At 50.5% G+C, this 23,859-nt stretch carries 18 protein-coding genes; 5 read left to right on the forward strand and 13 right to left on the reverse strand.

Annotated elements, in window-relative coordinates; genetic code table 11:
* Positions 1 to 19 precede the first annotated feature (19 nt).
* A complete protein-coding gene (kdgT, locus tag OGY68_RS11030; RefSeq protein WP_003826735.1) occupies positions 20 to 1,018 on the reverse strand; it encodes a 2-keto-3-deoxygluconate transporter in 999 nt (332 codons plus the stop codon).
* A 699-nt stretch (positions 1,019 to 1,717) separates the two neighbouring features.
* Here kdgT and proP point away from each other — a divergent pair.
* The gene (proP, locus tag OGY68_RS11035) at positions 1,718 to 3,220 is read left to right on the forward strand and encodes a glycine betaine/L-proline transporter ProP (RefSeq protein WP_003826737.1); all 1,503 of its coding nucleotides are present in this window, start codon (positions 1,718 to 1,720) and stop codon (positions 3,218 to 3,220) included.
* A gap of 360 nt (positions 3,221 to 3,580) precedes the next feature.
* Positions 3,581 to 3,670 carry an LpxT activity modulator PmrR gene (gene pmrR, locus OGY68_RS11040; RefSeq protein WP_003826741.1) on the forward strand — a complete coding sequence of 30 codons (90 nt, stop codon included), beginning with the start codon at positions 3,581 to 3,583 and terminating at the stop codon, positions 3,668 to 3,670.
* Here pmrR and pmrB read toward each other — a convergent pair.
* The 7 genes from pmrB to melR form a co-directional block, all read right to left on the reverse strand.
* Positions 3,664 to 4,746 (reverse strand): two-component system sensor histidine kinase PmrB, encoded by a 1,083-nt coding sequence (gene pmrB, locus OGY68_RS11045; protein ID WP_057068398.1) that lies wholly within the window; start codon positions 4,744 to 4,746, stop codon positions 3,664 to 3,666. The genes pmrR and pmrB overlap by 7 nt on opposite strands.
* A complete protein-coding gene (gene pmrA, locus OGY68_RS11050) occupies positions 4,747 to 5,415 on the reverse strand; it encodes a two-component system response regulator PmrA (RefSeq protein ID WP_008786966.1) in 669 nt (222 codons plus the stop codon).
* 4 nt (positions 5,416 to 5,419) lie between these two features.
* The gene (eptA, locus tag OGY68_RS11055) at positions 5,420 to 7,057 is read right to left on the reverse strand and encodes a phosphoethanolamine transferase EptA (RefSeq protein WP_048236317.1); all 1,638 of its coding nucleotides are present in this window, start codon (positions 7,055 to 7,057) and stop codon (positions 5,420 to 5,422) included.
* A gap of 146 nt (positions 7,058 to 7,203) precedes the next feature.
* The gene (adiC, locus tag OGY68_RS11060; RefSeq protein WP_057068400.1) at positions 7,204 to 8,541 is read right to left on the reverse strand and encodes an arginine/agmatine antiporter; all 1,338 of its coding nucleotides are present in this window, start codon (positions 8,539 to 8,541) and stop codon (positions 7,204 to 7,206) included.
* Between the two features lie 127 nt (positions 8,542 to 8,668).
* Entirely contained in the window at positions 8,669 to 9,430 is a 762-nt protein-coding gene (locus OGY68_RS11065; RefSeq protein ID WP_008786968.1) for an AraC family transcriptional regulator, read from the reverse strand.
* A 314-nt stretch (positions 9,431 to 9,744) separates the two neighbouring features.
* Positions 9,745 to 12,012: an arginine decarboxylase gene (adiA, locus tag OGY68_RS11070; RefSeq protein WP_003826754.1), complete on the reverse strand. Its 2,268-nt coding sequence runs from the start codon at positions 12,010 to 12,012 to the stop codon at positions 9,745 to 9,747.
* Positions 12,013 to 12,249: 237 nt separating this feature from the next.
* On the reverse strand, positions 12,250 to 13,182 hold the full coding sequence (gene melR / locus OGY68_RS11075; protein WP_057068404.1) for a transcriptional regulator MelR: 933 nt from the start codon (positions 13,180 to 13,182) through the stop codon (positions 12,250 to 12,252).
* 269 nt (positions 13,183 to 13,451) lie between these two features.
* On the opposite strand from melR, the gene melA reads away from it, so the two are divergent.
* The 3 genes from melA (at position 13,452) to OGY68_RS11090 (ending at position 16,587) form a co-directional block, all read left to right on the forward strand.
* On the forward strand, positions 13,452 to 14,807 hold the full coding sequence (gene melA, locus OGY68_RS11080; RefSeq protein ID WP_008786970.1) for an alpha-galactosidase: 1,356 nt from the start codon (positions 13,452 to 13,454) through the stop codon (positions 14,805 to 14,807).
* 92 nt (positions 14,808 to 14,899) lie between these two features.
* On the forward strand, positions 14,900 to 16,330 hold the full coding sequence (gene melB, locus OGY68_RS11085; protein ID WP_057068406.1) for a melibiose:sodium transporter MelB: 1,431 nt from the start codon (positions 14,900 to 14,902) through the stop codon (positions 16,328 to 16,330).
* 2 nt (positions 16,331 to 16,332) lie between these two features.
* Positions 16,333 to 16,587 carry a SemiSWEET transporter gene (locus tag OGY68_RS11090; protein ID WP_008786972.1) on the forward strand — a complete coding sequence of 85 codons (255 nt, stop codon included), beginning with the start codon at positions 16,333 to 16,335 and terminating at the stop codon, positions 16,585 to 16,587.
* A 20-nt stretch (positions 16,588 to 16,607) separates the two neighbouring features.
* Here the strand turns inward: OGY68_RS11090 and OGY68_RS11095 are convergent, their stop codons facing one another.
* The 5 genes from OGY68_RS11095 to OGY68_RS11115 all read right to left on the reverse strand — a co-directional run bounded on the left by OGY68_RS11095 (position 16,608) and on the right by OGY68_RS11115 (position 23,527).
* Complete coding sequence (locus OGY68_RS11095; protein WP_057068409.1) at positions 16,608 to 17,231, reverse strand: DUF2238 domain-containing protein; 624 nt, start codon at positions 17,229 to 17,231, stop codon at positions 16,608 to 16,610.
* A 147-nt stretch (positions 17,232 to 17,378) separates the two neighbouring features.
* The gene (gene fumA / locus OGY68_RS11100) at positions 17,379 to 19,025 is read right to left on the reverse strand and encodes a class I fumarate hydratase FumA (protein ID WP_057068411.1); all 1,647 of its coding nucleotides are present in this window, start codon (positions 19,023 to 19,025) and stop codon (positions 17,379 to 17,381) included.
* Positions 19,026 to 19,121: 96 nt separating this feature from the next.
* Entirely contained in the window at positions 19,122 to 20,462 is a 1,341-nt protein-coding gene (dcuB, locus tag OGY68_RS11105; protein WP_003031873.1) for an anaerobic C4-dicarboxylate transporter DcuB, read from the reverse strand.
* Positions 20,463 to 21,179: 717 nt separating this feature from the next.
* Positions 21,180 to 21,899: a two-component system response regulator DcuR gene (gene dcuR, locus OGY68_RS11110; protein ID WP_008786975.1), complete on the reverse strand. Its 720-nt coding sequence runs from the start codon at positions 21,897 to 21,899 to the stop codon at positions 21,180 to 21,182.
* Complete coding sequence (locus tag OGY68_RS11115; protein WP_057068413.1) at positions 21,896 to 23,527, reverse strand: sensor histidine kinase; 1,632 nt, start codon at positions 23,525 to 23,527, stop codon at positions 21,896 to 21,898. Before OGY68_RS11115 ends, dcuR begins: the two co-directional genes overlap by 4 nt.
* Between the last annotated feature and the right edge of the window lie 332 nt (positions 23,528 to 23,859).

Below are 23,859 nucleotides of genomic sequence, written 5' to 3' on the forward strand. Positions count from 1 at the left end.
GAGTAGGATAATGGCAGGTTTAGTGGTGTAGAGAGTCTGCCGGGGTGGCCACCGCTTCGTTGGCGACCAGGTTTTTATTAAAACGTTTGGCGTACAGCGCGGTGATAATCGGCACCAGAATGGCGGTGACAATTACGCTGGCGGCAACCAGCGCCGTAGCGGATGCGGCAACCGGTTCGAACGCCGGGTTAATCTGGGCGATAATCACCGGGTTTGCTACCGCAGCACCTGCTGCTGAAGAGGCTGCGACGCCTGCTGTACCGTTCCCGCCACCAATAACACGGTCAGCAATAATCAGCGGGATACCGGTGATGACGATAACCGCGACACCCAGCAGGATACCCAGCAGACCGGTATCAACGATCACGCTCAGGTTAATAGTGTTACCCAACGCGAAGCCGAAGAACGGGATCAACACCGGTGTGGCTTTGCTGAAGAAAGAACGCAGGTCGTGATCCAGGTTGCCCAACGTAAAGCCAATCAGGAACGGTAATACCGCGCCGATGAAATGGTGTGGCTCGAAGGAGGCCAGACCCGCAGAGCCGAGGATCACCATGGTCATTAACGGACCGGATTCCAGAGACATCAACACAAATGCGCCGGACTCTTCTTTGGTGCCGTACTGGTTCATCAGGCTGGCGTACAAACCACCGTTGGTCATGTCCATTGCGGAGACAATTGCCAAAACTGAGAGGCCTGCAAAGAACCCGGTTTGAATACCGGTATCAGGAATAAATGAAGCAGCAATCATTGCCACTACCCACGCCACGGCTATTTTGGTTATTACCAGCGTACCGGACTTGCGTAATACCGTACCGGTTGCCCGCAAATCAATAGATGCGCCGATACAAAAAAACCACACTGCCAGAATCGGTACCGTTCCGCTGATCATTCCTTTGGTAAACGAACCAAAATACGCACCGGTATCCGGAGCTAACGTATTTAACACTGCGCCTAATAACAGAGGAATCAACATCATTCCGCCGGGGATGCGTTCAATCGTGGCTTTAATTTTCATAAACGTCCTCATGTCTTGTCGCTGCTAAAACTCGCGCAAGAGGGTAAAAATCAATAAATTCAAATGGTTGCTGGTGTTTCTTAACAAAGAAAATCGCTATCTCTTTGTTTTATAAAATCTAACGCGGCATACGTTGAGCGTGTTGCTGCTCCCAGGGATATTGCGTCTGGAATTAGTTTGCATTCACAGGAACATTGATTCAATCAAAATAAAACGATGTTTTAGTTATCTTCATCACATATTCCGCGCAAAAGTTCTTAAGCACCATGATTATTAAAAAAGCTGTGATCTTTTTGTGAAAGGATTAGGTGGTTTTTTTGCTAGCAGAATAATAGTGACTGCTGTGATTGTTGGTGCAATAAAGCGATTTATTCTTGTATTTAATTGTCATTAAATCGCAAGCATTACATGTAAAAAAGCTGACTAAGAATGACCTAATTTACGCATGTTGACGAAATGAAAAACTATATGTGAAGTTGATCACAAATTTAAACGCTGTTAGGGTAAAGAGGTCATTAACCGCCCAATCAGGCGTCAACAGGTTCGGTTGTACTGTGCGTTTCTCGTCAGTGTAAGTAAACCTGCTACGCTTGTTACAGGGAATGCGCCTGTGCATTCCCCGCTCGGTGATGACCCTGACGCATGGGCGTTAGGGGACTCGAACTGGAGCGTGACAGGGCTAAGTCTATGAGGACGAGTATGCTAAAAAGGAAAAAAATAAAACCGATAACGCTGCGCGACGTTACCATCATTGATGACGGTAAATTGCGAAAAGCCATTACCGCAGCGTCATTAGGTAATGCGATGGAGTGGTTCGATTTTGGTGTTTATGGATTTGTTGCTTACGCATTAGGTAAAGTGTTCTTCCCGGGGGCTGACCCCAGCGTGCAGATGGTTGCCGCACTCGCCACCTTCTCTGTTCCCTTTCTGATTCGACCGCTTGGCGGATTGTTCTTCGGTATGCTCGGCGATAAATACGGTCGTCAGAAGATACTCGCTATCACCATCGTGATTATGTCGATCAGTACCTTCTGTATCGGTCTTATTCCCTCGTATGCCTCAATTGGTATCTGGGCACCGATTCTGCTGTTGCTGTGTAAGATGGCGCAGGGGTTCTCGGTCGGCGGAGAGTATACCGGGGCATCGATTTTTGTCGCAGAGTACTCGCCAGACCGTAAGCGCGGATTTATGGGCAGTTGGCTGGACTTCGGCTCGATTGCCGGGTTTGTGCTGGGCGCGGGCGTGGTGGTCCTGATCTCAACTATCGTCGGCGAGGATAACTTCCTTGAGTGGGGCTGGCGTATTCCGTTCTTCCTGGCTCTACCGTTAGGGCTGATTGGTCTGTACCTGCGCCATGCGCTGGAAGAGACGCCGGCGTTCCAGCAGCACGTGGATAAACTGGAGCAGGGTGATCGTCAGGGTCTGCAGGAAGGTCCTAAGGTCTCGTTTAAAGAGATTGCAACTAAGCACTGGCGCAGCCTGTTGGCATGTGTTGGTCTGGTGATTGCCACCAACGTCACCTACTACATGCTGCTCACCTATATGCCGAGCTATCTGTCGCATAACCTGCATTACTCTGAAGACCACGGCGTGTTGATTATTATCGCCATCATGATTGGTATGCTGTTTGTGCAGCCGATTATGGGGTTGCTCAGCGACCGTTTCGGGCGTCGTCCGTTTGTGATCATGGGCAGTATTGCGCTGTTTGTGCTGGCGATTCCGGCATTTATTCTGATTAACAGTAACGTTATTGGCCTGATTTTCGCCGGGTTGCTGATGTTGGCGGTGATCCTCAACTGCTTTACCGGGGTGATGGCGTCAACGTTACCGGCGATGTTCCCGACGCATATTCGCTACAGTGCGCTGGCCGCCGCGTTTAATATCTCGGTATTGATCGCCGGTCTGACTCCGACATTGGCCGCATGGCTGGTGGAAAGCTCGCAGAATCTGATGATGCCTGCTTATTATCTGATGGTGATTGCGGTAGTAGGTTTAATTACCGGCGTGACCATGAAAGAGACGGCTAATCAGCCGCTGAAAGGAGCGACACCTGCTGCTTCGGATATTCAGGAAGCGAAAGAGATCCTCGGCGAACACTACGATAACATTGAACAGAAAATCGAAGATATCGATCAGGAAATTGCTGAGCTACAGGTTAAGCGCACGCGTCTGGTGCAGCAGCATCCGCGTATTGAAGAGTAACGGTGTTATTGCCTGATGGCACTACGTTTATCAGGCCTACGGGCAGCATTGTACTCAGTAGGCCGGATAAGGCGCTAGCCGCCATCCGGCGCATGGCCAGGGCATTCGTGTGAATGCCTGATGGCACTACGTTTATCAGGCCTACGGGCAGTGTTGTACTTTCGTAGGCCGGATAAGGCGCTAGTCGCCATCCGGCGCATGGCCAGGGCATTCGTGTTATTGCCTGATGAGACTACGTTTATCAGGCCTACGGGCAGCATTGTACTCAGTCGGCCGGATAAGGTGTCTTATGATATCAACTTAAGGTTGGCTTAATCTGTGTCAGGCAAACTCTCCTCCATAGTTTCGGAGGAGAGTGTCATGAAAACCCGTATTTATGAAAGTTTGACCACCGTGTGCAGCGTGCTGATCGTCAGCAGCTTTTTGTATGTGTGGGTGAGCTCTTACTGATCTTTCGCCAATTCCACCCATGCGCGAGTGCCGGTGGCTCCCTGGCGATTTTGCAGATAGAAATGCCCCTGATGTAACTGGGTGATACGACTGACAATGCTCAGCCCCAGCCCAATCCCACCAAAACGGCTGTCCATTCGGACGAATGCTTTACTTAACTCCCCGCATTTACTTTCATCAATGCCCGGCCCTTCATCTTCGACGGCCAGGACGGCATCATGCTCGGTGTTCAGGCTAATCGTAATATGGGTGCCTTCCGGGCTGTAACGATGCGCGTTTTCCACCAGATTTCGTAGCAGCATCCGCAACAGCGTAGCATCGCCACGCACGACAACGTCCGCCGCGCTTTGTGGCAGGAGCAGCGTCTGTTTACGTTGGTCCAGCATGGTGCTGAGTTCATCGTAGGAGGGCAGAATAACGTCCTCCAGCAGTTTGACATGCTGGTAGCTCCCGGCTGAAAACGACTGCCCGACGCGGGCGAGTTGCAGCAGTTGCGATACGCTGTCCATCATTTGATCAAGGCGGGCAATCAACGGCGTAACGTCGACCTTATGGGTTTTGGATAATAATTCCAGATGCAGGCGAACGCCTGACAGCGGTGTGCGCAGTTCGTGGGCGACATCGGCGGTAAATAAACGTTCGTTTTCAATAGTGCTAGTCAGCCGCGTTACCAGGTCATTGAGCGCTGAGACAACGGCCTGGATCTCAACGGTTGAGCTGTGAATTTCAATCGGGGCCAGGTTATCGGCTGCTCGCGCCTCTAACTCTTTTTGCAGATCTGCCAGCGGGCGGGTTATTCGTCGCACCGCCTGATAGCAAATCAGCAGCGCCAGGCTGACCATAAAGATGCCGGGGACAATCAGGCTGGCGATGGCCTCGCGGATCTCATGCATGATGTGGCGATCGTTATTACGATTTTCGCGTAACGCCTGTTCGAATAACTGTATTTGTTCGGTACTTTCGTGCCACAACCAGAAGGTGCTAATCAACTGAAAGACCAGCAGAATAAGACCAATCGTCAGCATTAAACGATGACGAAGCGGGAGTGGTTGTTTTAGATATTGCAGCAGCTTCACTTAGCTTTCCTCAGTGGCGACCAGCATATAGCCAAATCCCCTGACCGTGCGGATGCGTGATTTTCCGACTTTATCGCGCAGATTGTGAATGTGCACTTCCAGCGTGTTGGTAGACGGTTCGTTATCCCAGCTGTAGATGTCGTTATACAAAATTTCCCGGTGTACCGGGCTGCCCGCTTTGAGCATCAGGCGTGACAGGAGCGCGTATTCTTTCGGCGTTAAGATAACCTCTTGTCCGTCCATCCACACCTGGCGACGACCGATATTCAGCGTCAGATTGCTGACAATTAATTCACTTTCACCCTGATTGTTGTGGCGACGCAGAAGTGCCCGGATGCGGGCGTGCAGTTCTTCCAGTGCGAACGGTTTGACCAGATAGTCATCGGCACCCACGTCCAGCCCGCTGACCCGGTCTTTGAGCGTGTCACGGGCGGTGAGGATCAGCACGGGGAGAGAGTATTTCTTCTGTCTGATGCGGGTCAAGAAGTGCAAACCGTCTTCATCCGGCAAGCCCAGGTCCAGAACAACCAGACTGTAATGTCCGGTCTCCAGACACTGCTCGGCTGCACGGGCGGTTGACACGCCATCACAGGCGTAGCCTTCTGTTTGTGCAGCGAGTATCAGTCCCTGTAGTAACAACGTGTCGTCTTCAACAATCAGAATTTTCATTCGTTTAGCCTCCCCGGCAGGGTTGCAGAATATCATCTGCCGCCTGATATTTCTGTGTTTGCACGCCCGTTAATCCCAGCAGAGTTGAGAAGAGATTATCCTGCGAGAAGTCTTCTGAGCTTGCCCGTTTTTGCAAACATGTCTGAGAGACCTGATAGCGTTGCTGATAATCCTCGGAGAGCCACAGCAGCATCGGCACATGTTTTTGCGTATCTGGTGCAATCGAATACGGCAGGCCGTGCAAATAGACGCCATTTTCCCCTAAGGATTCGCCGTGATCGGAAAGATAGACCAGGCTGGTGGTGAAATTATCCTGGTGTTCTTTCAGTATATTGATCGCTTTATCAACAATATAGTCAACGTAAAGAATGGTGTTGTCGTAAGTATTGACCAACTGTTGCTGCGAACAGGTCTGAATTTCGTTGGTATCGCAGGTTGGCGTAAATTTCTTAAACTGCGCAGGATAGCGGTTGTAATAGGTTGGACCGTGGCTGCCGATGGTATGCAGCACAATCACCCCGTCGCCTTGCAGGTTATTAATGTACTCTTCCAGCCCGTGGAACAGGACTTCATCGTAGCATTCACCGTCAATACACTGCCCTGGCAGGTTCAGCTTAGTCATATTCTGGTGTGGAACCCGGTCGCAAGCCCCTTTGCAGCCGCCGTCGTTATCGTTCCACAGAACGTTAATTCCCGCCCGCTGAATGATGTCGAGTACGCCTTCCTGATGCTGTGCCAGTTCTTCGTCGTAGTGCGCGCGTGGCATATCCGAGAACATGCAGGGTACTGATACTGCCGTTGCCGTTCCGCAGGATGTGGTGCGGGGGAAATAGACCACATCATCTTTTTCCAGCAGCGGGTTGGTCTGGCGCGAGTAGCCTGACAGCGAGAAGTTATCGCCGCGCGAGGTCTCGCCGAGAACCACAATCGTCAGGTTCTTACGCTTTTCTTTTACCATCAACGGATTGCGATGGGCATCTTCGCCAATGCGCACCAGCGGCAGGTGGGCCAGTCGCTGGTGTGAATACCAGGATGACGTCGCCACAATGCTGTTGGATGGACTGAGGGATTTCACCAGTTCTTTGTTGTTGCGAAACAGTGAGGCGTAATCTTTATAGAAGAACGCTGCGACCAGCACGATCAGCAGCGCGGAGATCAGAATGTTCGCGCCACGAAACAGTATGCTGCGCATGACTGGCGTGATCGGTTTGATTTTTACCCAGCAGGCAATGAGCGCGGCCAGAATGCCGCTCACCCCGAGCGTGATGAGCATTTGCGGCGTCAGCAAAGCAAAGGTTTCGGCGGGCGTAGTGTCCATCATATTGGCGATCATCGAGCGGTCGATGATGATGCCGTAGGTCATGATGAAATATTGGGCCGATGCACCAACCAGAATGAAAATGCAAGCCACCAGGCGATTAAGCCACAGGAATGAGGCCAGCGTCAGCACGATGTTCATGACGCTGAACGCGACCACCGGCATTGATAAAAACACCAGCACGTTACGCACAGAGTCCAGAGGCAGGTCTTGCAGCACTTGTTTGTAGAACGCAATGTTCAGGAAAGTCGCAAGATAAAATGAGATCAGCAGAAGCCAGCTGATTAGCCCGAGAGTGGGCCTTTTAAACAAGAGCTTTAACATTAAGGGGGTTCCATCGACTATGTGGCGCAAATCCTCTCAAAGTAAAATTAAGCCAACCTTAAGTTCTTAATGTTGATTTTTCGAATATCAGCGAGGCAGCGGAGGCCCGATGAACTGACGCCATCGGGCAATGACGATTGCTTAAGTTAGTTATTGTTCACTGGTGCATCCAATGGATACGGGTTTTTATGGATCCGGTTGTAGTTCAGTGCGTACAGCGCGGTGATGATCATCAGCGTGACGAACGACCACATCACTTCTTTGGCGCCGGAACCGACAACCGCCCAGATGCAGTAGATAAAGGCGATAAAGGTCACCAGTAAGTACATCGGGCGTGCTTTACCAAAGTGGCCATGGCCGAGCAGCAGCAGCGCGGCGCAGGTATACAGATACGGCACCAGGGTGAAGATAACGGAGACCGAAGAGACCAGACCAAACTCTTTTGCTGCGTTCGGCGACATGCTGCTGAACTGGAAGATGGTCATCAGGATGCCGACGATAATTAACCCGGCCACTGGCGTACCGGCTTTGTTCACGCGGGCAAAAATTGGTGGGAACAGGCCGTCATCGGCTGCGGCTTTGGCGGTTTGCCCGGCAAGCAGCGTCCAGCCGCCCAGAGAACCAAGACACCCGGCAGCAGCACAGAAGGAAACTATCGCCCCAGCGGTGTCACCCAGCGCCATACGTGCGGCATCACCGAACGGGGAGGCTGATACACGCAGCGCCGCGTTAGGGATCATACCCATGATTGCGGTGGTGGAGAGCACGTAGCAAACAGCGGCAATCAGCACGCCGCCCATGGTAGCGATAGGTACGTTACGTTTGGGATTTTTAACCACGCCAGCCGCAACGGAGGCGCTTTCCACCCCGATAAATGACCACAAGGTGACGTTCAGAGTGCTTTGAATCGCGCCGAAGGTGTTCATGCCGCTGACGTTCCAGGCTGCCATATAGGTTTCACCGCGGAACCAGAACCAGCCGAAGACGGCAATCCCGACAATTGGCACCAGTGCCAGTACCGTTGCGACGGCCTGCACGCGGGTGATCATTTTCGGTCCGACAATGTTCAGTAATACGAAGATCCACAGCACTACGACGCAGGTCAGCGTCAGGACCAGCGGATCTTTTAAGATGGGGAAGAAGTAGCTCAGGTAACCGACGCCAATGACCACCATGGCGATGTTACCAATCCAGCAGGCCAGCCAGTACAGCACGTTGGTCTGGTAGCCCAAAAAAGGACCGAAGCAGCGGCGGGCGTAAGCATAAGAACCACCGGGACTGGAGTCTAAGGACGACATTTTGGCGTACACCATCGACAGTGCCAGAGCACCGATAATCGTGACCAACCATCCGTAGATTGCAATCCCGCCAGTTGACGCAAGGTTTGCGGGTAGCAGGAATACACCGGAACCCATAATATTCCCCGACACCATAAGGGTGACGGGGATTAAGCCCACTTTGTGAGCATCAGCATCCGTCGACATATTTTTTAACTCCTGATAAGGATAAATGACGCCTTATCATACCTCGTCAAAAGTCTATTTAATGATGACGGAGCTGGGGTATCGCTAATGCTGATATTATTATGGCTTATCGCTAACTGATTAAAAATCAGGCGGCGGATGGCTCCCTATGTTGACTCACATAATGCAGAGGCGTCATCCCATAGAACTCTTTGAATACGGAGATAAAGTATGAGGTACTGTTATATCCACACAGTTGAGAGACCTGAGAAATGTTTTTGCCGTCCATCAGTAATTGATTGACGGCATATCGCATGCGACATGTGGTAATTATTTGGCTGTAACTTGTATTTTCACTTTTGAGCTTTTTCTTTAACAAACTGGGACTCAGGCATAAGCAACTGGCAACCATGCTTAAATTCCAGTCTTTATGTATATCGCTCTCAATAATGTGATAAACGCTATCGCTGATACAGTTGCGCAGCATATACATGAGCAAAGAAATAAACTTTTTGCTGTCGAGAAAGCGTGATAACACCGTGAACAGTAGCGAGCGCGTACGCTCTCTTTCAGCTTCGTTCACTGTGTCCATTACGCTGTGTTGGGCTGCCACCCTGAAGACATCCGGCGTCAGACACGCGGCGGTCATCACTGGGCTGGCACTGCGTTGCCAGAGTGGGATCTGTGAAAGGTCTTTATTTAAAAAGCGCAGATAATCTTTAATGATATCGCGGCTGATATGTACGACCAATGCGTTATTAAGTGATGAGAAATCGATAATATTATTATCGCATGCCACCAGTGCCATATGATTAGCTTTTAAACTGATGGCTTCTTTACCGTTAATCCTTAACCAAACATCCTTCTCCGTTAATACAACAACACAAGCTTCTTTGCTGCAAAGCCTCATACCCAACTCCAGGAATATGAACATAAAACACCGTAGCTCAACATCAGATGAGCCAAATCGGCTAAATTGAAATTGTATGATGAAACCAGGACTGCAATAAAATAACGTGTCTGAAATTAATTACAATGTTTGGCGGGATTTTTCTTATGTACACATTTTTGTACGCAAGTGGAAAGGCGCTATTTGCGTATAAAAAAAGCGCGGGGTGGTCCCGCGCAAAAAGGTATGACAATGTTATTGTTTTGCAGCAATACTCAGGAATTACTCAAGCATGACATGTCTACCTTAAACATCGGACTATCTATAAAACGACATTATGCTTTCACGCACATAACGTGGTACACACCGTCAATAATTTCCGTTCCTTCGGTTTCATGTTCAAATCCAGGGAAGTGGTGGTCCCAGGACTGCAACGAACGTAGATAACTAATCTGCGGGCTATTGGCGTCGCCAAAGTTTTCCCCGGACAGCAGCATCGGAATTCCTGGTGGGTAAGGAATAACGGAATTCGCGGCTATACGACCCGGCAGATTTTCAATGGCCACCATCTCAACGTTATCGCTGACTATCGCGTTATAGGCTTCACGCGGGGTGATTTCAGCAACAGGCAGGCCGGAGTAAGCCGCGTTAAGACGTGCGCCTGGGTTGTTCTCTTTCAGCCAGGCGAACATGGTGTCGCCCAGATCGTGAATGCCCATGTTGGCGTAAGTGTCTGGATGTTCCTCAACCAGTTCTGGCATCACCTGTGCCAGCGGGGTATTGGCATCGTAATGGTGTTTGAAAGAGCACAACGTGTTGATCAGTGTGCCCCATTTCCCGCGGGTAATCCCCATGGAGAACAGGAACATAATCTGGAAATCGGTGGTACGGGTCGGCACGATGCCGTGGCGGCCAAGCCAGGCGGTGACCAGTGCAGCCGGTACGCCGTTCTCTTCCAGTTCACCATCGTCGCCCATCCCCGGAGCCAGAATGCTGACTTTGATCGGGTCCAGCATGCTCCAGTTATCCGGCAGGTCTTTAAATCCGTGCCAGGATTCACCCGGGCGCATTACCCAGCAGTTCTGGTCGGTGGTCAGGAGTTGGGTTGGCGCATCGGCAAAGTCATAGGTTTTGCCGGTCTGCGGATCGGTCACAATCTCTTTGTTCCACGGTTTGAAGAACCAGTCGCCTTCGGCGGTGAATTCTTTGTACAACCGTGCCATGGCCTGACGGAAATCGACCGCTTCGTCGATCACTTCCTGGGTGAGCGACAGGCCGCTGTTACCGTCCATCATGGAAACCGCCACGTCGTTTGAGGCGCAGATGGCATACAGCGGAGAGGTAGTGGCGTGCATCATGTACGCCTGGTTAAAGCGGGAGAAGTTCACGGCCCCACGACCTTCACGAACGTGAATGTAAGATGCCTGAGAAAGCGCATTCAGCAGTTTGTGGGTCGAGTGGGTGGCAAAAACGGTAGGACCGTTATGATCGCCCGGCGCGCCACGCATGGCGTAGTGATCGGCGTAAATTGGGTTGAAGCGAGCATAGCCGTACCAGGCCTCATCGAAGTGGATGCGATCGCTGGTTTGCGCGAGCAGGTCCTGGGCCTCTTTGGCGTTGTAGCAAACACCGTCGTAGGTACAGTTGGTCACAACGCTGTAAGACGGTTTTTGCCCGGCTTTACCTTTGGTCAGCGGGCTTTCGCTGATCTTTTTCTGCAATGTTTCAGGCTGCATTTCCTGCGGGTAGATAGGCCCGATAATGCCGTACCGGTTGCGGCTTGGCACCATGTACACCGGTTTTGCCCCGGTGAGGATAAGCCCCTGCTCGATGGATTTATGGCAGTTACGATCCAGCACCACGACGTCGTTGTCGGTCATACAAGCCTGCATGATGGTGCGGTTAGAGCCGGAAGTCCCGACCACCACGGACCAGGAGCGATCAGCGCCAAACACGCGGGCGGCATATTTTTCGCTCTCGCCAAACGCGCCGGTATGATCCAGCAGCGAGCCGAGCGATGCACGTTCAATACCCATGTCGCTACGGAATAAGTTTTCACCATAGTAATCATGGTAGAAACGACCGGCCGGTGTTTTGGTGAATCCGACGCCGCCCTGGTGACCCGGTGCTGCCCAGGAGTATTCATGGATGTCGCCGTACTTCATCAGCGCGCTGAACAGCGGTGGCAGAAGTTGTTGGCGGTAGCGGGTCATTGCCGCAACGGCGCGACCGGCGATAAAGTCTGCGGTGTCTTCCAGAATCCAGGCGAATTCATCGACAAGCTCCAGCAGGTCGCGATCCAGCGATGCGGTGGCTTTTTCGCGATCGCCCAGCAGGAAAACAGGTACGTTTTGCTGGCGCTCGTGGAGCTTGCCGATCAATTGCCTGACGTTCAGGTGCTCGTCTTGTTGTTCCATTTGATAGCTGAACATCAGGCAATCAATGGCTTCATTGGCGGCGAGGATTGCGTAACCATCGTCGAATGAGGTGGACTTAATGACGGTAACATTTTGGCGGCTTAATGCGTCAGCCAGACGTTCGACAGCGCTACCGACCCAGGTGTCCTGATGCAGAAACTCACTTTCAACAATTAATACTTTCATCATCTTTTACCCGGTTGTGGAAAGGTTGCAATCTATGAATTGCAGACACACCGTATGAATGTGACGCAGGCAAGTATTATCCTGTCAAAATGGGCTGTAAAGCGGGTAAAAAATAGTCTAATTTGTGTTTAATTTGTTTTTAAACAGTAGGTTATGTTTGCTTATTGGCGGTTTTTCACCGCCGTTTATCGACAGGGGGAATATTTTTTTGGCTGATACTGATATTGCCGAATGATATCAACCAGCGATTGTTTGCCGATGCTGCTGGCTCAGTTTGCGGTACTGCTGCGGCGACATGCCGACAAACTTGCTGAAGGTGTCATAAAAACGGCTGCTGGATCGGAATCCGGCGGTCAACGCAACGTCGAGAATGGTTTTATCGGTATCGCTAAGCAATGCGCGGACGTGATTGATCCGCATTGCCGTGATGTACTGCTTCAGGGTGAGTTGCATTACGCGTTGGAAAATCCCCATCGCGTAGTTGGCGTTGAGCTTCACGTGTTCCGCGACGTCGTTGATGGTGAGCGCCTGATCGTAGTTGTCGGCAATAAAGCTCAGCATTTGGCTGACGTAAAACTGGGCGTGCCGCGACACGCTGTTTTTGTGGGTCCGCGAGGTTTTATTGACCAGGATAGGCTGCCAGCCGGAAAGGCTAAACCGTTTGAGCATCAGACCAATTTCATCAATGGCGAGCTGGCGAATTTGTTCGTTCGGGTTGCTCAGTTCCTGTTGCCAGCGCTGAACCTCAAAGGTGCTCAACTGCTGCGACGCCAGCGATTTGATGACCATTCCATGGGTAACATGGTTGATCAGCTCGCGATCCAGCGGCCAGGAGAGGAAAAGGTGCATCGGTAAATTGAAGATAGCCATACTTTGGCAGCTACCCGGACGCGTGAGCTGATGCGGTGTACAGGCCCAGAATAGCGTGATGTGTCCCTGTTTTATCTGCACGACTTCATTGTTGATAAGGTATTCGACGTCACCATCAAACGGAACATTGATCTCCACCTGCCCATGCCAGTGGCTGGCAGGCATAGCATGCGGTGAGCGCAACTCGATATCCATCCGTTGATATTCTGAGTACAGCGATAGCGGGCTGCGGGTTTGTTCTTCATCGCTACTGCACATGTGCGGATCGGGAGGGAGAGACGATGTCGGTAATGTACTCATGGTTGCTCCATTTCCTGAATTATCAGAATCATGTCATTTAACACGTATTAAGGCTGAGAATCAGGACACAAATTGGACCGTTACCATTGAGCATAGCGACATTTTGCGGCCGCATACTCTGCTTTTTGGGTGATTTTGTCCCATAAACTCAGATCCAATAGGGCGCAGAGTGATGATCTGAGTTTATGGGAATGCTCAGCAGGGAAGTCGGAGGTTTTCATCTATGCGCTGTGCCACCATGACTGTGTTCACTAATGTTCTGGAGAGTCATGATGTCTGCACCCAAAATTACCTTTATCGGCGCCGGTTCCACGATTTTCGTCAAAAATATTCTTGGGGACGTCTTTCACCGCGATGCGCTTAAATCTGCGCATATCGCCTTGATGGATCTCGATCCTACGCGTCTGGAAGAATCACACGTTGTTGTGCGCAAGTTGATGGATTCTGCGGGCGCGTCTGGACGAATCACCTGCTATACCGATCAAAAAGCAGCATTACAGGATGCTGATTTTGTGGTGGTCGCTTTCCAGATCGGCGGCTATGAACCTTGTACCGTCACCGATTTTACGGTGTGTAAACGCCATGGCCTGGAGCAGACGATTGCCGACACGCTGGGGCCGGGCGGCATCATGCGCGCGCTGCGTACCATCCCGCATTTATGGCAGATTTGTGAGGATATGACCGAAGTTTGTCCGCAGGCCACAATGCTTAACTACGTTAACCCGATGGCAATGAACACCTGGGCAATGTATGCGCGCTATCCGCATATTAAGCAGGTTGGGTTGTGTCATTCGGTGCAGGGGACGGCGGAGGAGTTGGCCCGCGATCTGAACATCGACCCTGCTTCTTTGCGCTATCGCAGTGCCGGGATCAACCATATGGCGTTTTATCTGGAGCTGGAGCGCAAAACGGCGGACGGTGCCTATGTGAATCTCTACCCGGAGCTGCTGGCGGCCTATGAATCCGGTCAGGCGCCGAAACCAAATATTCACGGAAATACCCGTTGCCAGAACATTGTGCGTTATGAAATGTTCAAAAAATTGGGGTATTTCGTCACCGAATCGTCGGAGCACTTCGCTGAATATACGCCGTGGTTTATCAAACCGGGACGTGAAGATCTGATTGAGCGCTATAAGGTGCCATTGGATGAATATCCGAAACGTTGTGTGGAACAGTTGGCGAACTGGAAAAAAGAGCTGGAAGAGTACAAAACGGCTGAGCGGATCGACATTAAACCGTCGCGCGAATATGCCAGCACTATCATGAACGCTATCTGGACCGGTGAACCGAGCGTCGTGTATGGCAACGTTCGCAATGACAATCTGATCGATAACCTGCCGCAAGGCTGCTGCGTTGAAGTCGCTTGTCTGGTCGATGCAAATGGTATTCAGCCAACGAAAGTCGGGACTCTCCCGTCACATTTGGCGGCCATGATGCAAACCAATATCAATGTTCAGACCCTGCTAACGGAAGCCATCCTGACGGAGAATCGCGATCGCGTTTATCACGCGGCAATGATGGATCCGCATACCGCCGCGGTACTGGGGATTGAAGAGATTTATGCGCTGGTGGACGACCTGATCGCGTCTCACGGCGACTGGCTGCCGGCCTGGCTGCACCGTTAATACACAATCACGCCGGGCATTGTATCCGGCGTTTAACCTCTGACGTTTCCTCTTACAGAAGGCGGGCGCTGGTAACAGCGACCCGATACCCTATGAGCATATCTCTGACAACAAAACTCAGTTATGGATTTGGAGCGTTTGGTAAGGATTTCGCCATCGGTATTGTGTACATGTACCTGATGTATTACTACACCGACGTAGTGGGATTATCGGTGGGGCTGGTCGGAACGTTGTTCCTGGCGGCAAGGATCTGGGATGCGGTAAACGATCCCATCATGGGCTGGATTGTGAACGCCACCCGATCGCGCTGGGGGAAATTTAAACCCTGGATCTTGCTCGGTACGCTGGCGAACTCATTGGTGCTGTTTTTGCTTTTTAGCGCACATCTTTTTGAGGGTACTGCGCAGGTCGTATTTGTTTGCGTGACGTATATATTATGGGGAATGACCTACACCATTATGGATATTCCATTCTGGTCACTGGTGCCAACCATTACGCTGGATAAACGCGAGCGTGAACAACTGGTGCCGTACCCCCGTTTCTTCGCCAGCCTTTCTGGGTTTGTTACCGCAGGCGTGACGCTGCCTTTTGTGAGCTATGTTGGCGGAGCAGATCGTGGTTTTGGTTTTCAGATGTTTACACTAATTCTCATCGCGTTCTTTATCGTTTCCACCGTTGTGACGCTACGGAATGTGCATGAGGTTTATTCGTCAGACAGTGAGGCCACGGCAGACAGCAGTCGTCTTGGGTTGAAAGCGATCGTTGGGCTCATCTATAAAAATGACCAGCTATCCTGCCTGTTAGGTATGGCACTGGCTTACAATATTGCATCTAATATCATTGCTGGCTTTGCCATTTACTATTTTACCTACGTGATTGGCGATGCAAGTCTCTTCCCGTACTACATGTCTTACGCAGGTGCGGCAAACCTGTTGACGCTGATTTTCTTTCCTCGGCTGGTAAACGCGTTGTCACGACGGATCTTGTGGGCTGGGGCATCGGTGTTGCCGGTGCTTAGCTGTAGCGTACTACTGGTGATGGCGCTGGCAGATTTCCATAATATCTTACTGATTGTTATAGCGGGTGTTTTACTGAATATTGGTTCTGCGCTTTTCTGGGTGTTGCAGGTCATTATGGTGGCGGATACCGTTGATTACGGCGAATACAAACTTAATGTTCGTTGTGAAAGTATCGCTTATTCGGTGCAGACAATGGTGGTAAAAGGTGGGTCAGCATTTGCCGCTTTCTTTATCGCGTTGATACTCGGAGTGATTAATTACGCGCCAAATATCGCGCAGTCTGCCGAAACCATCGTTGGCATGCAGTTTATTATGATAGCGCTACCCGCACTCTTTTTTGTGGTGACCTTGGTCCTGTATTTCCGCTTTTATCGACTGAATGGCGACACCCTGCGCAGGATCCAGATCCATTTACTGGATAAGTATCGCAAGGTGCCGCAGCACCATGAGCAACCGGATATCCCGGCTATTGCGGTAGTGGCTCCAGGCGATGTGAAGGCATAGCGATGGAATGGTATTCGTTGATTGGATATTTGGCGGCCAGCCTGACGACGCTCTCTTTCTTGCCGCAAGCCATTAAGGTTATTACCACCCGCAATACGCAAGGTATCTCCGGTTTGATGTATGTGATGTTTGTGTGCGGGCTGGTTTTGTGGCTGATTTACGGATTATTGATTGAAGATACTGCCGTCAGCATGGCGAACTTTCTGACACTGTTGTTCGCCTTGCCGATTCTGGTTATCAAGTATCGCAGTAGGTAATGTAGATTGCCGGAGAAGCGTTAGCGCTCTCCGGCCATTTTCAATTGCCGATTGTGCCAGCCCGCCAGTGCGAGGACCGTTGTTAACGCACCGAGCAGGGCGCAGAACATGTCCGACTGGGTATCCCACGGGTCACCCTGCGTGCCAAGGAAGTCATCCGCACCTTGTCCCATTGCCAGCGCCGCCCACCATTCGATCAGTTCATACATTGCGCTAATCGCCAGTGCTACGCAGCAGACCAAAAATGCCAGCATCTTACGACCACGGACAATATTGCCGCGCACTAAAATCTCTCTTGCCGTCAGGGCTGGTACCAGTCCCTGGAAGAAGTGGCCCAGCTTGTCATAGGGGTTTCGACTGAGATCCAGCCATTCCTGAACCTGAAAACCGACGGGGACTTTGGCGTAGGTATACATCCCGCCTACCATCAGAATGATGGCGTGCAAGAAAATCAACGTATAAAGCAGCGGCGTCAATGGGTACTGCTTCATGGTTGCCAGTAACAGCGGGACGACAATAATGACTGGCGTGACTTCCATCAGCCAGGTGATTTTCTCCGAGGCAGAGATACCGGTGTAGATAAGAATCAGCGCCAGGATCAATGCGCCGGTGCGCAAGATTGTGGGGTTCAGAGTGCGGAGCATTGCGAATTCACACGTAATGGAAAAGGTCACTATTCCCTGTGAACGGCAAAAATCCAATACCAGTAAATGGGGGGATAAAGTTGGCCCGGGGGGATCGCTGGACTGACGCCAAAAATTTAGTGCCAGTCCAGTGCCGGGCCGAATGGGTTACTTCGCGCAGTTAGCGCATTGTTTGCTGACGATTTGCTGGAAGAAATCGTTGCCTTTGTCATCGACCAGAATGAAAGCCGGGAAATCTTCTACTTCGATTTTCCAGATAGCTTCCATACCCAGCTCCGGGTATTCCACGCATTCCAGATGCTTAATGCTCTGCTGCGCCAGTACCGCTGCCGGTCCACCGATGCTGCCTAAGTAGAAGCCGCCGTGTTTGTGGCAGGCGTCAGTCACCTGCTGGCTACGGTTACCTTTTGCCAGCATGATCATGCTGCCGCCGTGAGACTGCAACAGGTCAACGTAGGAGTCCATACGACCTGCGGTGGTTGGACCTAAAGAACCGGACGGGTAGCCTGCAGGTGTTTTGGCCGGACCCGCGTAGTAGATCGGATGATCTTTCACGTACTGCGGCAGACCTTCGCCGGACTCAATACGTTCTTTTAACTTCGCGTGGGCAATGTCACGACCAACAATGATAGTACCGCTCAGTGACAGACGAGTAGAAACCGGGTACTGAGAGAGCTGGGCGAGGATCTCTTTCATTGGGCGGTTAAGGTCAACTTTAACCACTTCGCCTTCGCCCGCCTGGCGCAGAGATTCCGGAATGTACTGACCTGGGTTATGTTCCAGTTTTTCAATCCAGATCCCTTCGCGGTTGATCTTGGCCTTGATGTTACGGTCTGCGGAGCAAGAAACGCCCATACCAACCGGGCAGGATGCGCCGTGGCGAGGCAGGCGGATCACGCGGATATCATGTGCGAAGTATTTCCCGCCGAACTGAGCACCAAGGCCGAGTTTTTGCGCTTCTTCCAGCAGTTCTTGTTCCAGTTGCAGATCGCGGAACGCCTGGCCGTGAGCATTGCCTTCAGTCGGTAGCGCGTCATAGTAGTGTGTGCTAGCCAGCTTCACCGTTTTGAGGGTGCTTTCCGCTGACGTACCACCAATAACGAATGCGATGTGATACGGCGGGCAAGCTGCGGTACCCAGCGTGCGCATTTTCTCAACCAAGAAGTTTTTCAGTTTGCCGGGAGTCAGCAGCGCTTTGGTTTCCTGATACAGATAAGTTTTGTTGGCTGAGCCGCCGCCTTTGGCCACGCACAGGAATTTGTATTCGTCACCGTCCACGCTGTACAGATCGATCTGTGCGGGCAGGTTGGTGCCGGTATTTACTTCTTTGTACATATCCAGCGCCGCGTTTTGCGAGTAGCGCAGGTTATCTTCGATATAGGTATTAAATACGCCTTTGGAGAGCGCCGCTTCATCGCCGCCGCCGGTCCAAACACGCTGACCTTTTTTCCCCATGATGATTGCCGTACCGGTGTCCTGGCAGGTTGGCAACACGCCTTTGGCGGCGATTTCGGAGTTTCTCAGGAACTGCAGCGCCACGTACTTATCGTTTTCGCTGGCTTCGGGATCATGGAGAATTGAGGCGACTTGCTGTTGGTGTTCTGGGCGGAGCATGAAGGAGGCATCGTGGAAGGCTTGCTGGGCCAGTAGCGTAAGTGCTTCAGGGGCTACTTTCAGGATTGTTTCGCCTTCAAACTCGCCGACGCTGACGTGTTCGGATGTCAGCAGGTAGTACTCAGTTTTGTCTTCCCCCAGTGGGAAAGCCGCCTGGTAAGTGAATTCAACTTTTGACATTTGCTTCCAGCCTTTTCATTTTTCTCAGGAATTTTAAAATTCTCTGTGTCTTCATGGTGGCGTGCCGTACCAACGTGGACGGCACGCGAACTGTGATTACAGGAAACCGTACATTGCGGCGAAGATCCAACCAAAGACACAGGATACGCTTACGCCGATCAAGCCAGGCAGAATGAAGCTGTGGTTGATAACGAAGCGGCCGATGTGGGTGGTGCCGGAACGGTCAAACTGGATAGCAGCCAGATCGCTCGGGTAGGTCGGTAGAATGTAGTAACCGTAACATGCCGGAGCAGAAGCCACGATGTACGCGGGATCAACCCCGATTGCCAGCGCGACCGGAACAATCGCTGCCAGCGCCGCTGCCTGGGAGTTTACAAATTTGGATACCAGCAGCAGAACAATTGCATAGGCCCACGGATACTCTTTCACCATATTGCCCAGCACACCTTCGATTTCTGTCATGTGCGCGCCGAACATTGTTTCGGCCATCCAGGCAATACCGTACACCGCCACAATCGCGATCATACCGGAACGGAAGACTTCGTTTTTAGATATTGAAGCGGGATTGGTCTTCGTCAGGATAATAATCAGCGCACCGGTCAGCAGCATGAACATCTGGATAACCAGCACCATTGACAGCGGTTTGCCGCTAAAGGTAGGACGCAGCTCAGAGAACGCGCCAAGCACGGCAACCACGGCGATAGCAGCCAGGAAGATCCACATGGCCAGCCAGTTGCTTTTCGGCAGCTTTTTGTCTAACAGCGTGGCGGTATCGCCATACACATAGTTATGGTTTTCAGGTACGGAAATGAACTTCTGGAACTCTTCATCTTTATCCAGATCCTTACCACGGAACCAGCTGAAGATACCGATCGCCAGGATACCCAACAGGGTAGACGGGATGGTGATGCTGAGCAGGTCGAGGAATTCGAGATGCTTGCCTTCAAACGTTACGTTACCCAGCATTGCCACCAGTGACACAACGGCTACAGAAACCGGGCTGGCGATAATCCCCATCTGTGCACCGATAGAACTCGCCGCCATCGGACGTTCCGGGCGAATATTGTTCTTAATGGCAACGTCATAAATGATTGGCAGGATGGTGTATACCACGTGCCCTGTACCGCAGAGAATCGTCAGGGTGCAGGTAACGAAAGGTGCGACGATGGAAACGTATTTTGGGTTACGGCGCAGCAGCTTTTCAGCGATTTGCAGCATAACGTCAAGGCCGCCGGAGGCTTGCAAGGTTGCCGATGCGGCCACCACGGCAATAATAACCAGCATTACATCTACAGGTGGTTTACCCGGCTGGAGATGGAAAACGAAAACCAGAATGACCAGGCCGATACCGCCTAATAAACCCAGCGCGATACCGCCCTTTCTGGCACCATAAAACAAACATATTAATATTATGAGAAGTTGTATACTAAATAACATTTTATTTACCCTCGCGAAAAACCCAGTCAATTTTTTGAAAAATGGATCTGTGCCACATTCTTTTTTGCCAGAATAAGCATCAAAAAATGGTCAGTATTCGATATGTCCGTATTTGCGATTAATGTTCAAATGTCTTGCTAGAATGTTTTTTCAAATTTATGGAAATATTTAGCTTTTTTCTGTGGCTTTGATCAGAGGAGAAAATCCTCAGGCGATGGGAAGCAGAGCTGGGCATGGAAAGCTGCGGTTGACGCTGTAATTTATCTGTTTTGCGTTTTCCGCTATTGCGTGAACCACCGACAGAATGGGTGAGTAGATTATTTATGTGATCACGGTCACGCCATCTCATAATGTGATGAGGTCGGCGTGCGGATACTTTTATTTGCTCACAAAAATGTACGGTGTCCATGGTACGTAGCATGGTCTCCATTGCTACCAGTCTAGATTTTTTATGTCTGGTTAATTTCAGACTAATCCTTTATGGGTAAAAATACACACTCTGCGAGTTAGATAATACTTAATTAACTTTTGTTAGCGATTTTGAAATTAAAAACAGTGTGATGGTTGTCAATATTAAAATAATACATTTAACATGCCGGATACAAATATATTTGATCTAACGCAAATTTATAATTTTACAGTGCCAGCTGGTGAAATTGGGATTTTTCATTATTTTAATAATTGTTACTTTCAAATAACAAATAATCCCAAGTGTATTTATTGGCAATATTGTTTAAGCAATGAGTAGTGTTCAGCCTGCACGCGATAACGATAAACAGGTCTGCCGGTCACGCCATAATGGATGCTGGTAAATAAGATGTGACAATTGACGAGCCAGATAAGGTATTTACGGCAAGAGACACGCGAGATATTGACCTCGTTGGCCAGCTCATCCGTGGAGAACTCCTGATCCTGGTGCTCATCAATCCACTGACACAGCGTGCGTAACGTTTGTGGCGTTAACCCTTTAGGTAAGCGCCGTGCTTCCTGTTCATTGGAAGAGCTGCCGTGAATCAGCTGGTCAAGCTCAGACTGTTCATAATACTGATGCTTGTCCATCTCATTTTTCTTGTGCAGCCAGCCGGTGAGCGCCTCTTCAAACCGGGAAGCCTGGAAAGGTTTGATCAGGTAGTCAACAACACCGTAGTGAAGTGAATCTTTGATGGTGGTGGCATCAGCGGCGGAAGAGATGACGATGACATCACACTTGCAACCTTCGCTGTGCAGAACCGGTAGCAGGTCCAGACCGTTTTCTTTTTGCATATAAATATCTAGCAAAATCAGATCGATATGATGACCGCTATGAAAGATTATCTCTTTTGCTTTCTCCAGCGTGGAGGCTGTGCCGCAGCAGTGAAAACCGGAGAGTTGCGCGACATAACGGCGGTTTAATTCCGCTACCATTGCATCGTCATCGACAATTAAGACATTGATCATCTGCTGGCCCTCTCACCATTCCACGGTAACTGTACAAAAAATTGGGTGAAGATCCCTGGTTCAGACTCGACGGAAATATTACCGCCAACGTTTTCAACCTGTTGTTTAACAAGCGCTAAACCAACGCCCCGTTCGCTTCCTTTTGACGAAACGCCCTTCTCAAAGATGTGCTCAATGTTTTCGGGGGCAATCCCCGGACCATCGTCATTCACTTCGCAATGCAACCAGCCGTGTCGATAATGCAAGGATACGCTGATCTCACCACCAGGTTCTTGACCTAGCGCCTCCAGGGCGTTTTCAATCAGATTCCCCAGAACGGTAATCAGTACCGCCACCTGATCTTCGTTGCTATTTTCCGGTAACTGGCTTTCATTGCTAATGACCAGACTATGGCCTAAATCAGATGTGCGATTAATCTTACTGAGTAAAAATCCTGCGATCACCGGTGATTTTATTTTTCCTAACAGTGAGCCAATTTCTTCCTGATAATTGTTTGCGGTCTTCAGGATGTAATTTTCAAGCTGCTTATAACTTTTCAGATGCAATAATCCCAGAATCACGTGCAATTTATTCATGAATTCGTGGGATCGTTCACGAAGTGCGTCGGCATAGTTGACCATACCATCCAGACGTTGCATTAGTTTTCGGACTTCAGTCTTATCTCTGAAGGTTGAAATGGCACCGATGATTTTACCGTTGCTGAGTACCGGGACCGTGTTAATTAAGAGTAGCCGATCCTTCACCATGATCTCTTCATCGCGGCGCGGCGTTCCGTCATGTAGTACCTGTGAAAAATCGACCACCTGTGACCACGCATGGCTGAGTGTGGAGAGCTGGGCATCATCTTGTGATTTGTGATAATCCAGCAGCTCCTGCGCCGCCTGGTTAATCAGCGTCACCTCACCGCACTCGTCAACGGCAATAACACCTTCCTTTATAGAGTGCAGCATCGCCTGGCGTTGTTCGAACAGATTGGAGATTTCATAAGGCTCCAGGCCAAACAGAATGCGCTTGAGGACTTTGACAAATACCCATGTGCCGAGTAGCCCAACCAGTACACCAAATAAGATGGACCAAAAGATGCTGCCGCGGCTGTTATTGATCTGCTCAGTCACCCGGCTTAGCTCAAGGCCGATCGACACGACGCCAATCTGCCGGTGATGTTCGTCATAGATAGGAGTAAATACACGTAGAGCTTTAGCCAGGAATCCGCGATTAATGGCGACATTCTCTTTACCCTGCAGGGCCAGCAATATGTCATCACCTTTAAATGGCTGACCGATTCGCTGCGCTTCGGGATGGGAGTAACGAATGCTTTGCATATCAGTGACGACGATGAACAAAAAGTCGTTGCTCTTATTCACCGCCTGGGCAATCGCCTGAATGCCGCTTTCCTCGGGCTTTTTCATTAGTCCCTGGCGGATCTCCGGAGAGTTGGCTAGCGTTCGCGCGACCGCAAGCGCTTTACTCGCTAATGCATCGCGCGTCATGTTGCTGATCTGCGAGAAATAAATCAGATGAACGACAAGCAGCACGGAGAAGAGTACTGCACTAACCATGAGGATCACGGTGGTGCCAAGCTTCATCGGGCGTTTACGTATAGCAGTACGTTGCAGGGAGTATCTCATCACGGTCCTGAAATCACGGTTTGTGCGGGTATTATTGCCTGATGGGGTGCGTAATTCAAAGGTGGTAGGGATTATGGCGCTTAAGTTGTCAGTCCTTCTTCTTTATATAGCGTAGAGTGAATTTCTTTCTATATAGAGGTTTTCATAATAGAGGTTTTCATACCGATTCTCTCCCTTTTTAGGGACGCTTACAGATAATTTCCTTACGATTGTGGATAACTCTGTGTGTAAATTGGTATAAGGCGGGGTTTTGCTGTGGAATGCAGCAGTCAGTCATTTTTCTGTCATTTAAGGGTTGCGGGCCGCAGGAAACTCCCTATAATGCGCCTCCA

It is taken from the genome of Citrobacter sp. Cpo065 (assembly GCF_030332805.1).
GTDB classification, from domain to species: Bacteria; Pseudomonadota; Gammaproteobacteria; order Enterobacterales; family Enterobacteriaceae; genus Citrobacter; species Citrobacter portucalensis.